Below are 13,263 nucleotides of genomic sequence, written 5' to 3' on the forward strand. Positions count from 1 at the left end.
ATCGCGGGGGGCTGGCGTGAAACTGTCGGTAGGCAAGAACATGGCATTGCTGGTGACGACGGCCTTGGTGGGCTTGTCGCTGCTGACCGCGATGCAGCAATACCTGATGGATCAGGTATATGACGGAGCCAACTACGCCAATCTCAACGCGGTGCCTAGCATCGTGATTCTGGACACGCTGAGGCGGGATTACCTGCACGCCAATATCCAGATCAATCGACGCGTGCATACCTTTGCGCCGGCTCAGGTGCAGCAAATAGAGAGCATTTTGCAGGAGCGGCGAGAAGGCGTGGAAAAGGCACTGCATCAGTACGAGTTCGATGGCTGTTTTAAGGTCAGCTGCCTGTCCGATGATGCCGACAAGGCCTTGCTGGAGCAGGACAAGCGCTTGTGGGCGGAGTACGACTCGCAAATGCTGAAGGTGTTGGAGGAGGCGCGGCGCGGCGAGTCCAGCCTGGCCAGGAGCCGCGAGATGTTGTGGGAAATGAATGGCTTGACCGATCAAATGTTCAAGCAGATCAACGACCACATTCGTTTTAACGTCGACTTGGCCAAGCGGCTGACGGAGTCGGCCTCGGCGACCAAGCAGCAGGCCATTCGGCAGTCCCTGGCGCTCAGCGCGCTCATTCTGTGCATTATCGCTGCAATCGGCTTCTGGGCCAGCCGTTCCATTTTGCGCAGCCTGGGCGGAGAGCCCGCCGAGGCCGCCGAAGTCGCGGAACGCCTGGCGGAAGGCGATCTGGGCAGCACAATCCGCTTGAAGCCCGGGGATGAGAGCAGTCTGATGGCCCGGTTGAAAAGCCTGGTCGAATCGTTGGAGCAATTGGCCAGCCGCGCCTACGCCATCGGGCAGGGCGATCTGAGCCAGGAAGTGAAGCTGGCCTCGTCCAAGGACAGACTGGGCATCGCCATCAACGAGATGATACGGATGCTGCGCATCGCCCGCGCCGAGGACGAGCGGCGCAACTGGCTGAAGGACGGCTATAGCCAGGTTTCCGCGGCGCTGACCGGCGATCTGGCCACCGAGCAGCTGGCGGATGCCGCCATCGGGCTGATCGGCCGTTATCTCGATGCCGGCCGCGGCGTGTTCTACCTGTATCGCGAGGCCGAACAGCGGCTGGACCTGATCGGCAGCTATATGTACACCGAGCGCAACAATCTCGGCGCCACCTTCGCCTTGGGCCAGGGCGCGGTGGGACAGGTGGCGCGCGAGCGCAAACCCATCATCCTGGAGGTGACCGACGACGACGCCGCGCCCATCGTCACCGGCACCATGCTGGCGTTGCCGCGCTTCACTTACACCTATCCGCTACTGCATGAGAAAGAACTGGTCGGCGTGATCGAGCTGGCCAGTTTCGAGCATTTCGACGAACGCAAGCTGGAATACCTGTCCAACATCACCGGCATGCTGGCCTCCTTCCTGTTCGCCGCCGAGCAGCGCGTGCATATCCGCAAGCTGCTGGCGGCCAGCGAGGAGTCCGAGCGCGAGATGCGCGCGCAGAGCGAGCAACTGCGCGAGAGCAACGCCCGGATGGAGGAGCAGCAACAGCAGCTGCAGCAACAGGCCGAAGAGCTGCAACAGACCAATGCCCAGATGGAAGAGGCGCAGCAGCTGTTGCGGCAGCAGACCGAGGAGCTGCAGCAGACCAATGCGCAGATGGAGGAATCGCAGCAGCAGCTGGAGCAGCAGAATCAGGAGCTGGAGGAGGCGAAGCGGCAGCAGGAGGCCAAGGCGCGGCAGCTGGACCAGGCCAGCAAGTACAAATCGGAATTCCTCGCCAATATGTCGCACGAGCTGCGCACGCCGCTGAACTCCATCATCCTGCTGTCCAAGATGATGGTCAGCTCCGAAGATGGCGAGGTGCAGGGCGAGGCGCAGAAGTGGGCGCAGGTGATCCATCGCTCCGGCGAAGACCTGCTGCGGCTGATCAACGACGTGCTGGACCTGTCCAAAGTGGAGGCCGGGCGGATGGACGTGCATCTGGCCACGCTGAGCAGCCGCGATCTGTGCTTCGAGCTGCAGGGCATGTTCGAGCATCTGGCGCGCGACAAGGGCCTGGACTTCGTCATCGACGACCAGCTGCGGCGCGATTTCGTTTCCGATCCGGACAAGCTGTCGCAGATTCTGCGCAATCTGCTGACCAATGCCATCAAGTTCACCCGCCAGGGCAGCGTCACCTTCCGGCTCAGCCACCATCCGAACACGGCGCTGCCGATCCGGCTCAGCGTGCGCGATACCGGCATCGGCATTTCCGAAGACAAGAAGGGCGTGATTTTCGAGGCCTTCCAGCAGGCCGACGGCTCCACCTCGCGCGAATTCGGCGGCACCGGGCTGGGCCTGACCATCAGCCTGCGCTTCGCCCAGATGCTGGGCGGCACCATCGAGCTGGAAAGCAAGCCGGGCGAAGGCAGCGAGTTCAGCGTCTGGCTGCCGGAAAGCGCCGCCGCCTCGCGCGAGGCGGCCAGCCTGACGCCGCCGCCGCGGCTGGAGATGGCGCGCGACGATAGGGACGCGCTGCAGCCGGGAGACCGCGCGGTGCTGCTGATCGACGATGATCCGGTGTTCGGCCAGATGCTGCTGACGATGAACCGGCGGCTGGGCTACAAGACTTTGCTGGCCGGAACCGGCGGCGAGGGGCTGGAATTGGCCGAGCGCCATCAGCCGGCAGGCATTCTGCTGGACCTGGGCTTGCCGGACATGGACGGCACCCAGGTGCTGCACGAGCTGAAGACGCGTCAGGCGCTGGCTTCGATTCCGGTATACATCGTCTCCGCGCGCGACCGCGACGAGGCCTTGCTGCAGCAGGGCGCCATCGGCTTCTTGCGCAAACCCGCCAGCGACAAGCTCTTGGCGGCGGCCGAGGCCGAGCTGGTGCGCGCGGTGGGGGGGCACGCCGGCGGGATTCTGGTGGTGGAGCGCGGGGGGATCAGCCGAGATGAGGTGGCGGAGCTGGTGGGCGAAACCGGCGGAGCCATCGTCGGCGTCGGCCCCGAGGCTGACTGGCCGGCCTTGCTGCGGGAGAGCCGCTGCCGGCTGGCGATCATCGACTTGGGCGCGGCGCCGGTCGCCGCCAGCCTGGATGTCGCCGCCGCCTTGCGCGAGGCCGATCCGGCCATCTCGCTGGTGTTTTACGCCAGCCAGAGCCCGGACGACGAGGACGAGGCGGAGCTGCGCGCCTACTCCGACTGCATCATCGTCAAGACGCCGCAGGCGGGGCAAAGGCTGCTGGAGAACGTGGAGCGCTTCCTGCGCGACGTGCCGCGCCAGCAGGCAGCCTTGAAAGCGCCGCCCGCCGCAACGGGCAGCCGGCTGCTGGAGGGGCGCAGCATCCTGGTGGTGGATGACGATCCGCGCAATCTGTTCGTGGTGACGGCCGCGCTGGAGCGGCACGGCGCCAAATTGTCCAGCGCCGTCAACGGCCGGCGCGCGCTGGAGTTTCTGGAGCAGCAGCGGCCGGATCTGGTGCTGATGGACATCATGATGCCGGAGATGGATGGCTATCAGGCCATCGCGGCGATCCGGGCCAACCCGGCCTGGGTCGATCTGCCGGTGGTGGCGATCACCGCCAAGGCGCTGCCGGCGGAGCGGGAAAAGATACTGGCTACCGGCGCCGATGACTATCTGTCCAAGCCCGTGGACTACGACGTTTTGGTGGCCAAGGCGGCGCAATGGTGCGAGGGCCGCGCCAAATGAGCGTGACGGTTCAGCAGCGCGGCGGGCAATGCAAGGCGGCGGTGCTGGGCCGGCTGGACACGCATGAGGACCGCTCGGCGTTGCTGGCCTTGCTGCGCACTGAGCCGGCCGAGCCGCTGGAACTGTGCTTCTACGATGCGGATATCTTGCCGCCGGATGTGCTGTTGGCCATCGCGGACCGGCTGGACGCCGGCGGCAAACTGAAAATACAGGCCTATCACGCCTTGCTGGCGCACAGCCTGGCGCGGCTGAGCCTGCCGACGCGGCAGGTGGCGGCCAAGGTGGAAGAGCCGGGCGAAAGGCCGCCGCTGCGCGCGCTGGCGCTGGCCGGCTCCGCGCAGAGCCTGGAGCCGATTCTGCGCATCGTCGAGGCGTTGCCGTTGTCGGACGTGGTGGTGTTCATCGCCCAGCATGTCCAGGAGGATCAGGCCAATCTCTTGGATCAGCTGCTGAAGACGCGCACCGGCTATGTAGTGGAAATGCCGCAGCAGATGACGCCGGTGCGGCCGGGCACGGTCTATGTGGCGCCGCCCGGCCACCATATGAAGGTGGCGCACGGTTACGTCTACTTGACGCGCGACCGCCAGATACAGTTTGCCCGGCCCTCCATCGACGTGCTGTTCCAGTCGCTGGCCGCGGAGTATGGCGACAGCGCGTTGGCGGTTTTATTGTGCGGTTATGGACGCGACGGCGCCGATGGCTGCGCCGCGCTGCGCCAGGCAGGCGGCTGCGTCATCGTGCAGGATGGCGACGAGTGCGCGCCGGCGCGCGCCATGCCGGATGCCGCGCGCAACGACGGCCATTACGATTTTGTTCTGAAGCTGCCGGCCATCGCCAGCCTGGCCGCCTCGGCCGCGGCCGGCGCAGAGGCGGAACCAGACGGCGCGCTGCTGGATCTGTTTCTGGAGGCGCTGGCCAGCCACTATGGCTACGACTTCCGCCACTACCAGCGCGACAGCCTGAAGCGCCGCATCCTCAATCTGATGAGCCAGTTCAATCTGCGCGCTTTCTGCGATTTCCAGCGGGCGGTGCTGACCGACGCGGCGCTGTTCGAGCGCCTGTGCGCCGAGCTGCCGGTGGGGGTGACCAGCTTCTTCCGCCATCCGCAGCAGATGAAGCTGCTGCGCGATGAGATTCTGCCTTATCTGTCCAGTTTTCCGCTGATCAAGCTGTGGTCGGCTGGTTGCTCCACCGGCGAGGAGCCGTATTCCCTGGCCATCGTGCTGGAGGAGCTGGGCCTGCTCGACCGCAGCCATCTGTTCGCCACCGACTTGAATCCATACCTGTTGGAGCTGGGCAGCAGCGGCTTGTTTCCGGCCGGCGCGCTGGCGGCCAATCGCGAAAACTATCTGGCCAGCGGCGGGCCGCGGCTGTTCGACGCCTATCTGGCCGCCAACGGCCGTTTCCTGAAAATGGAAGACAGGCTGCGCCAGCGCATCCTGTTCTATCGCCATTCGCTGACCGACGAAGGCATCTTCAATGAATTCCAGCTCATTGTCTGCCGCAATGTGCTGATCTATTTTGACGCCGAGCTGCAGCGCCAAGTGCTGCGCCGCTTCGCCCGCTCGCTGCATGCCGAAGGCTTTCTGGCGCTGGGGCCGCAGGACGGCTTGCACCGCCAGGCGCTGGATGCCGGCTTCGAGCCGTATTGCAGCGGCAGTTACCTCTATCGCGTCGGCAGAGGAGCGGAACGATGAGCGCCAGCTTCGCCATTCTGGTGGTGGACGACAATCCCAACAACCGCGTCACGCTGCGCGCCTTGTTGTCCAGGCTGTCCGACTGCGAGGTGCGGGAGGCCGCCTCCGGCGAAGAGGCTTTGATGGCCACGCTGGAGCACGATGTCAACCTGATCCTGCTGGATGTGCAGATGCCGGGCATGGATGGTTTCGAGACGGCCGGCCATCTGCAGATGACCGAGCGAACCCGCGGCATCCCCATCGTCTTTGTCACCGCCATCTTCAAGGCCGAGGAGTTCATCAGCCGCGGCTACGGCCTGGGCGCGGTGGACTATCTGATGAAGCCGCTGGACGACAATCTGCTGCTGAACCGGGTGCGGTTGTACCAGAAGCTGCATGAGCGCGAGACGGCGTTGCACGCGCGCAGCCTGGCGCTGCAGCAGGCCAACACCCAACTGACCGAGGCGCTGGGCGAATTGCAGCGCAGCAGCGCCGAGCTGGCGGAAGCGCGAGACGCCGCCGAGGCCGCCAACCGCGCCAAGAGCGATTTCCTGGCGGTGATGAGCCATGAGATACGCACGCCGCTGAATGGCGTGATCGGCATGACCGACCTGCTGCTGCGCACCCGGCTGGACGAGCAGCAGCGTCATTACGTCAATGTGGTGCATCGTTCCGGCGAGAACCTGCTGTCCATCATCAGCGACATCCTGGACTTCTCCAAGATCGAATCCGGCCGCTTTGAGCTGGACAGCCAGCCGTTCTGCCTCAATCAACTGGTGGAGGAGATCGTCGAGCGGCTGGCCCCGGTGGCCTGCGGCAAGGGGCTGGAGCTGATGTGCGCGCTGCCCTTGGAGCCGGTGGACGTGTTTGGCGACGGCAAGCGGCTGGGCCAGGTGCTGACCAATCTGATCGGCAACGCGGTGAAGTTCACCGAGTCCGGCCAGGTGGTGGCGCGGGTGGACAGGCTGGAGGAAAGCAAGACCGAGGTGGCATGCCGCTTCAGCGTCCGCGACACCGGCATCGGCATTTCGCCGGAGCAGCGCAGCCGGCTGTTTCAGCCCTTTTCGCAGGCTGACAGCTCCACCACCCGCCGATTTGGCGGCACCGGTTTGGGGCTGGTGATTTCACAGCGCCTGGTGGGCATGATGGGCGGTGTGATCGACCTGGAAAGCGAGTTGGGCGCCGGCACCGAATTCCATTTCATTTTGCGGCTGCCGCGCGCCCCGCGCAGCCAGCCGCCGGAGCCGACCGAGCTGCTGAGCCGGCTGCATGTGCTGGTGTTGGATGACAACGCCACCAATCTGGAAATCCTGCGCAGCCAGCTCGAGTCGTGGCGCTGCCGGGTGCGCGTGTGCCAGCATCCCGACGAGGCGCTGAGCTTGCTGGATACGCCGGAAGGGCGCTTCGACCTGATCCTGTCCGACATGATGATGCCGGAGATGGATGGGCGGATGTTTCTGGAAGCGGCGCGCCAGCGCATGCGGGACGCCATGCCGCCCGCCATCATTCTGAGTTCCGCTGCCGATGATTTCCAGCAGTTGAACGCCGCCGCCAAGCTGGCGCGCCAGGTGTTGACCAAGCCGGTTCGCCGATCCGACCTTTACAACGCCTTGTTGCAGGCGCGCGCGCCGACCGTCGCCGCAGAGGGGGCGCATGGCGCGCCGCCGCAGACGCTCAGCGGCAGGGTGTTGCTGGTGGAGGATAATCTGGTCAATCAGGAACTGGCGCAGGCCATGTTGCGCAATCTGGGGTGCGAGGTGGAGCTGGCGCGCAATGGCGAAGAGGCCTTGGCTCGTTGCGCCCAGAGCCGCTTCGATCTGGTTTTGATGGACTGTGAAATGCCGGTGCTGGACGGATGGCAGACCACCCGCGCGATTCGCGAGCGGGAAGCCGGCGGCGAGCGGCTGACCATTATCGCGCTGACAGCCAATGCCGGCGCCGGCGATCGTGAACGCTGCCTGCAGACGGGCATGGATGACTATCTGGCCAAGCCTTTCACGCAGAATGCCTTGCTGGAAGTGCTGGCGCGCTGGATGAAGCCGGGGGCGGATCGCCCGGATGAGGCATCGTCTGACGAGGAAGACGAGGGCTGGCTCGATCCGCAGGCGCTGGCAGGCATCCGCGACATCGATCCCGGATTGTTGCCGCGGATGGTGGCGGCCTGGCTGGCGGAAGGGCCGCGGCTCTTGGCCGCCATACATCAGGCGGCCAAGAGCGGCGACGGCAAGGAACTGTTCCGCGCCGCCCATGCGCTGAAGAACGGCGCCGGCAGCGTAGGCGCGAAGCGTCTGGCCGAGCTATGCCAGCTGCTGGAGCAGCTGGGCAAAGCCGACGATCTGGTGGATGCGGCCAGTGTGGTAGAAGACCTGGATCAGGTTTTCTACCACTCGCAGGAAGCGCTGAAGGCGCTGCGCGAAGAGTAGCGCGGGATGCCTGCTTATTCCGGCACGTTCAGCGCGTTGACGCTGTAGCCGGCGTCGACGTAAGTGATCTCGCCGGTGATGCCGGAGGACAGGTCCGACAGCAGGAAGGCGGCGGCGTTGCCCACTTCCTCGGTGGTCACGTTGCGGCGCAGACAGGCTTGGCCGGCCGCCATGTTCAGCAGCTTGGAGAAGCCGGAGATGCCGGAGGCGGCCAGGGTCTTGATCGGGCCGGCGGAGATGCCGTTGACGCGGATGCCTTCCTTGCCCAGGCTGGCGGCCATGAAGCGGACCGAGGCTTCCAGGCTGGCCTTGGCCAAGCCCATCACGTTGTAGTTCGGTATCGCCCGCACCGCGCCCAGGTAGGACAGCGTCAAGAGCGCGGCCTTGCGGCCCTGCATCATCGGGCGGGCGGCCTTGGCCAGCGCCGGGAAGCTGTAGGACGACACGTCGTGCGCGATCTGGAAAGCCTCGCGGCTCAGCGAATCCAGGAAGTCGCCTTCCAGCGCTTCGCGCGGGGCAAAACCGATAGAGTGCACCAGACCATCCAGGCCATCCCATTCCTTGCCCAGCTCGACGAACAGCTGATTGATCTCGTCGTCGTTCTGCACATCGCAGCGGTAGACCAGCTTGGAGCCGAAGTCCGCCGCCATTTCACGGACGCGAGTCTCCAGCTTGTCCACCACATAGGTGAAAGCCAGTTCGGCGCCTTCGCGATGACAGGCTTGCGCGATGCCGTAAGCGATGGAGCGGTTGGAGATCATGCCGGTGATCAGGATTTTCTTGCCTTGCAGAAAGCCCATTTGGTGTCCTTCACATGTAAACAGCGCGACATTATACCGAATGGCAGCCATTTGCAGCAGCCATCCATGCGCTGGATGCAGTATATAACCCGATGATAGGCAGGGATTCTTCCGCGCAGCATGCGGTTGCCGCGAGCGGCTGCGCTTGCTACCATCGGGGATTAGGCAAGCTATTTAATTTCGACGAGGAAGCCATGAGCGATTTGATCCATCACGTAACCGACGATTCTTTCGAACAAGACGTGCTGAAGGCCGACACCCCGGTGCTGGTTGACTACTGGGCCGAATGGTGTGGTCCGTGCAAGATGATCGCTCCGATTCTGGACGAAGTGGCGACCGCCTACGCCGGCAAGCTGAAAGTGGCCAAGCTGAACATCGACCAGAACGAGCAGACTCCGCCGAAGTTCGGCATCCGCGGCATCCCGACCCTGATGCTGTTCAAGGATGGCCAGGTTGTGGCCACCAAGGTTGGCGCGCTGTCCAAGAGCCAGCTGACCGCCTTCATTGACAGCCAACTGTAAAGCGTCTATTCTCCACGCACAATCTTCAAGGCGGGTGGCATAAAAAGCCGCCCGCTCCGTTTACGCTTCCACACCCCCGACGGCGTTCCGCCTGAATACTACCGAGTCGACCTCACGACCGCTATGCACTTATCTGATCTCAAACATCTTCATGTTTCCGAGCTCGTGGAAATGGCGATTTCCAACGAGATCGAAGGCGCAAACCGTCTGCGCAAGCAGGATCTGATCTTCGCGCTTCTGAAAAACCAGGCCAAGAAAGGCGAGAGCATCTTCGGCGAGGGTACGCTGGAAGTGCTGCCGGATGGCTTCGGCTTCCTGCGCAGCCCGGACACCTCGTATCTGGCTGGTCCGGACGACATCTACGTCAGCCCGTCGCAGATTCGCCGCTTCAATCTTCACACCGGCGACTCCATCGAGGGCGAGATCCGCACCCCGAAAGACGGCGAGCGTTACTTCGCGCTGGTGAAGGTGGATAAGGTCAATGGCGAAGCGCCGGAGAACTCGAAGCACAAGATCCTGTTCGAGAACCTGACCCCGCTGTTCCCGACCGAGCAGTTCAAGCTGGAGCGCGACATCCGCGCCGAAGAGAACATCACCGGCCGCATCATCGATCTGATCGCGCCCATCGGCCGCGGCCAGCGCGCGCTGTTGGTGGCGCCGCCGAAGTCCGGCAAGACCGTGATGCTGCAGCATATCGCGCACGCCATCACCGCCAACCATCCGGACGCGGTGCTGATCGTGCTGCTGATCGACGAGCGTCCGGAAGAAGTGACCGAGATGCAACGCTCGGTGCGCGGCGAAGTGGTGTCGTCCACCTTCGACGAGCCGGCCACCCGTCACGTGCAGGTTGCAGAGATGGTGATCGAGAAGGCCAAGCGCCTGGTCGAGCACAAGAAGGATGTGGTCATCCTGCTGGACTCCGTCACCCGTCTGGCCCGCGCCTACAACACCGTGGTGCCGGCCTCCGGCAAGGTGCTGACCGGCGGCGTGGACGCCAACGCCCTGCAACGTCCGAAGCGCTTCTTCGGCGCCGCGCGCAATGTGGAAGAGGGCGGCAGCCTGACCATCATCGCCACCGCGCTGATCGACACCGGCAGCCGCATGGATGACGTGATCTACGAAGAATTCAAGGGCACCGGCAACTGCGAAATCCATCTGGATCGCAAGATGGCGGAAAAGCGCATCTTCCCGGCGATGAACATCAACCGCTCCGGCACCCGCCGCGAGGAGCTGCTGATCCCGCAGGACCAGCTGCAGCGGATCTGGGTGCTGCGCAAGCTGCTGTACCCGATGGACGACCTGGAGGCGATGGAATTCCTGCAGGACAAGATCAAGGCCACCAAGTCGAACCAGGCCTTCTTCGACTCGATGCGCCGTTAAGCGGCCCTCGTCGCAAAACATGCCAGACCATGCCGGTCTGGCATTTTTTTTGGTACATTGAGACATGGATTTGCCAAGCCGCGTTTTTCAAATGGAGTGGTTCTCGGCGATCGGCACCGCCGCCTTCGCCGTGTCCGGTTATCTGGTGGGCATCCGCAAGCGGCTCGACGTGTTGGGCATCCTGATTCTGGCGGTGGTGACGGCCATCGGCGGCGGCATCATCCGCGACGTGCTGGTGAATCGGGTGCCGCGGGTGTTTTTCGATTACACCAATCTGGCCATCATCGCCGCGACGGTGCTGCTGGCTTGGCTGCTGGGCCTGCACCGCCGGCGCAGCCGGGCATTGGAAGGGTTGTTCGTGGTGGCCGATTCGCTCGGCCTGGTGGCGTTCAGCCTGACCGGCGCCCAGGTGGGCCTGATGTTCGATCTCAACGCCTTTGGCGTGGTGGCGCTGGGCTTCATCACCGCAGTCGGCGGCGGGGTGGTGCGCGACATGATGGTCAACGACGTGCCCTTCATCCTGCATAGGGATTTCTACGGCACGGTGGCTATTGTGGTGGCAGGCGGGCTGTGGCTGTTCGACAAACTCGGCTGGGTGGGAATCTGGTCCTTGCAATTGCTGTTCTGGCTGGGGCTGGCGTTGCGCATGCTGGCCCATTCCCGCGAGATCACGCTGCCCAAGATAGGCAGGCGCGAGCAGTAAAAAGGAAAATAAAATGTGGTCGATGGAGGCAGAAGAAGCCGCGGGGCGGATTGCCCAGCGGCTGCGCGCATATGATTTCACCGGCAAGGCGGGCGACTTGCCGTGTCGTCCCGTGCGCGAAGGCTTGCGCCCGGCCGCGGTGCTGATTCCGCTGGTGTGGCACGCGGACGAGCCTACGGTGCTGTTCACCCGGCGCGCGGATCACCTGCCCAGCCATCCGGGGCAGGTCAGTTTTCCCGGCGGCAAGCGGGAGGCGGACGATGCGTCCGCCGAGGCGGCGGCCTTGCGCGAAGCGCGCGAGGAAACCGGTTTGCCGGAGTCCGAGGTGAGGGTGCTGGGTTGCCTGCCGGATTACGTGACGGTGACCGGCTTCGTGGTGACTCCCGTGGTGGGCATGCTGCAGCCGCCCTTGGCGCTGTCGCCGGCGCCGGACGAGGTGGCCGAGGTGTTCGAGGTGCCGCTGCGGAATCTGCTGGACAAGTCGGCTTATAGCCGGCATGACTATGTGCGCGATGGCGTGGCCGGGCAATATCTGGCCTTGGAGTGGCGGCGCTATACCATCTGGGGCGCCACCGCGGCCATGATGTGGATGCTGGCCGACGCGCTGGCTTGAGCCGGCATGGGGTTTGTTTGTCGGATTCAGCCCCGCCAGGCGATGGCGGAGGTTTCGTGGGCCGCCTGGGGCCGTTGGAGCAGGCTGTCGCTCAGGGCGTGTCCTGATCGCACAGGATGATGTTGCGGCCGGACAGCTTGGCTTCGTACAACAGCTTGTCGGCGCGCGACACCATGGTGGCCGGCGTGTCGCCGGGCCGCCAGTCGGTGATGCCGCCGCTGAACGTGATGCGCTGTTCGACGAAAGGGAAGGTGGTGTGGGTCAGCGCCATCTGCATCCGCAGCATCACCTTGTGGGCGTCGCGCAGCCGGGTATAGGGGAAGACCACCATGAATTCTTCGCCGCCGATGCGGGCGTTGATGTCGGTATTGCGCGTGGAATCCCGCAGCGCGTTGGCGACGGCCACCAGCACATCGTCGCCAGCCTGATGGCCATATTGGTCGTTGAATTTCTTGAAGTGGTCGATATCGAATACCGCAATCGCCATGGTTTGGCCGTAGCGCTCGCAGCGGCTGATCTCATCCTTCAGCACCATATCGCCGTGGCGGCGGTTGTATAGCCGGGTCAGCGGGTCGGTGATGGCCATTTCCGCCAATTGCAGATTGCTTTCATGCAGCTGTTGTTCCAGTTGCTTGCGCCCGGAGATGTCGTACATGGCGATCAGCGAGGACGGCGCGCCTTCGCGGTTCAGCTGTTGCAGCGACACGATCGCCCACAGGCGGCTCTTGTCTTCCAGTTCCAGTTCGATCTCGCGTTGCAGCGCGTCTTCGCCGTCCAGCAGCCAGCGCTCCACCGGCTGCAGTTTCAGCGGCAGGTTCAATTCGCGGCCGGCGGCCTCGGGCTGCTGCGGCGGCAAGCGCAGCAGCTCCCGCGCCGGCGCGTTGGCGTGCTGGATGCGCAGCGTTTGAGGATTCACCAGCAGCAGGGCGAGCGGGGCGGTATCGAGAATGCGGCGCGCCTGCTCCTCGCTTTCGCGGATGCGCTCGTTGCCGCGCAGCAGCTGTTGATGCTGATTGAGGTTGGACAGGTGCTTGCGCAGCGCCAGCAGCGTCAGCGCGGCCACGAACAGCCAGCCCGGCAGCGCCAGCCAGGCCTTGTCCCAGACATAACGGGTGAAATCCTCGCGCGAGATGCCCACCGCCACCTGGAACGGGTAATTGCCGGTCTGGCGCACGCTGTACAGCCGCATCGAACCGTCAAAGCTGGACGGCGCGCTGAACAGCATCTGGCTGGCATCGCGCGACAGCATGATGTGCGGCTGCAAGGGCCGATAGCTTTGCGGGTCGAGACCTTCCACTTTGGGCCAGCGCGCCACGGTCAGCTGGCGCTGGTCCAGCACCAGGATTTCGCCGTGTTCGCCCACGGTGAGGCGGCTGACCTCATCCTGGAAAAAGTTGTGATTGATCAGGCCGGTAGCCATGCCGATCAGGTTGCCGTCGGCGTCGTACAGCTT

General features: G+C 64.3%; 9 protein-coding genes. 7 read left to right on the top strand and 2 right to left on the bottom strand.

Annotation, left to right across the window (positions count from 1 at the left end):
- The first annotated feature begins 16 nt into the window (after window positions 1-16).
- Genes C2134_RS07025 through C2134_RS07035 form a run of 3 tightly spaced genes read left to right on the top strand, consistent with a single transcriptional unit; the run spans window position 17 to window position 7,793 of the window.
- Window positions 17-3,694: a response regulator gene (locus C2134_RS07025; RefSeq protein ID WP_146042108.1), complete on the top strand. Its 3,678-nt coding sequence runs from the start codon at window positions 17-19 to the stop codon at window positions 3,692-3,694.
- The gene (locus C2134_RS07030) at window positions 3,691-5,391 is read left to right on the top strand and encodes a chemotaxis protein CheB (RefSeq protein ID WP_158248712.1); all 1,701 of its coding nucleotides are present in this window, start codon (window positions 3,691-3,693) and stop codon (window positions 5,389-5,391) included. Before C2134_RS07025 ends, C2134_RS07030 begins: the two co-directional genes overlap by 4 nt.
- Window positions 5,388-7,793 (top strand): response regulator, encoded by a 2,406-nt coding sequence (locus tag C2134_RS07035; RefSeq protein ID WP_103318718.1) that lies wholly within the window; start codon window positions 5,388-5,390, stop codon window positions 7,791-7,793. The genes C2134_RS07030 and C2134_RS07035 overlap by 4 nt, the downstream gene beginning before the upstream one ends.
- 14 nt (window positions 7,794-7,807) lie before the next feature.
- On the opposite strand, the gene fabI is transcribed toward C2134_RS07035, so the two are convergent.
- Window positions 7,808-8,593: an enoyl-ACP reductase FabI gene (gene fabI / locus C2134_RS07040; RefSeq protein ID WP_043625557.1), complete on the bottom strand. Its 786-nt coding sequence runs from the start codon at window positions 8,591-8,593 to the stop codon at window positions 7,808-7,810.
- Window positions 8,594-8,787: 194 nt separating this feature from the next.
- Between fabI and trxA the strand changes: the two genes are divergently transcribed.
- The 4 genes from trxA to C2134_RS07060 all read left to right on the top strand — a co-directional run bounded on the left by trxA (window position 8,788) and on the right by C2134_RS07060 (window position 11,810).
- The gene (trxA, locus tag C2134_RS07045; RefSeq protein WP_043625554.1) at window positions 8,788-9,114 is read left to right on the top strand and encodes a thioredoxin TrxA; all 327 of its coding nucleotides are present in this window, start codon (window positions 8,788-8,790) and stop codon (window positions 9,112-9,114) included.
- Window positions 9,115-9,237: 123 nt separating this feature from the next.
- A complete protein-coding gene (gene rho, locus C2134_RS07050; RefSeq protein ID WP_103318719.1) occupies window positions 9,238-10,494 on the top strand; it encodes a transcription termination factor Rho in 1,257 nt (418 codons plus the stop codon).
- A 91-nt stretch (window positions 10,495-10,585) separates the two neighbouring features.
- The gene (locus C2134_RS07055; protein ID WP_233164005.1) at window positions 10,586-11,197 is read left to right on the top strand and encodes a trimeric intracellular cation channel family protein; all 612 of its coding nucleotides are present in this window, start codon (window positions 10,586-10,588) and stop codon (window positions 11,195-11,197) included.
- 13 nt (window positions 11,198-11,210) lie between these two features.
- A complete protein-coding gene (locus C2134_RS07060) occupies window positions 11,211-11,810 on the top strand; it encodes a CoA pyrophosphatase (RefSeq protein ID WP_103318723.1) in 600 nt (199 codons plus the stop codon).
- A 91-nt stretch (window positions 11,811-11,901) separates the two neighbouring features.
- On the opposite strand, the gene C2134_RS07065 is transcribed toward C2134_RS07060, so the two are convergent.
- On the bottom strand, window positions 11,902-13,263 hold a 1,362-nt coding region (locus C2134_RS07065), incomplete at its 5' end, for a sensor domain-containing diguanylate cyclase (RefSeq protein ID WP_158248713.1).

The organism is Chromobacterium sinusclupearum, from assembly GCF_002902845.1.
Taxonomy (GTDB): domain Bacteria; phylum Pseudomonadota; class Gammaproteobacteria; order Burkholderiales; family Chromobacteriaceae; genus Chromobacterium; species Chromobacterium sinusclupearum.

Bases quoted from the DNA above. Each gene is read 5' to 3' on its own strand.
- C2134_RS07030 (WP_158248712.1), top strand. From the start codon at position 3,691: ATGAGCGTGACGGTTCAGCAGCGCGGCGGGCAATGCAAGGCGGCGGTG.
- C2134_RS07035 (WP_103318718.1), top strand. From the start codon at position 5,388: ATGAGCGCCAGCTTCGCCATTCTGGTGGTGGACGACAATCCCAACAAC.
- fabI (WP_043625557.1), bottom strand. From the start codon at position 8,593: ATGGGCTTTCTGCAAGGCAAGAAAATCCTGATCACCGGCATGATCTCC.
- trxA (WP_043625554.1), top strand. From the start codon at position 8,788: ATGAGCGATTTGATCCATCACGTAACCGACGATTCTTTCGAACAAGAC.
- rho (WP_103318719.1), top strand. From the start codon at position 9,238: ATGCACTTATCTGATCTCAAACATCTTCATGTTTCCGAGCTCGTGGAA.
- C2134_RS07055 (WP_233164005.1), top strand. From the start codon at position 10,586: ATGGAGTGGTTCTCGGCGATCGGCACCGCCGCCTTCGCCGTGTCCGGT.
- C2134_RS07060 (WP_103318723.1), top strand. From the start codon at position 11,211: ATGTGGTCGATGGAGGCAGAAGAAGCCGCGGGGCGGATTGCCCAGCGG.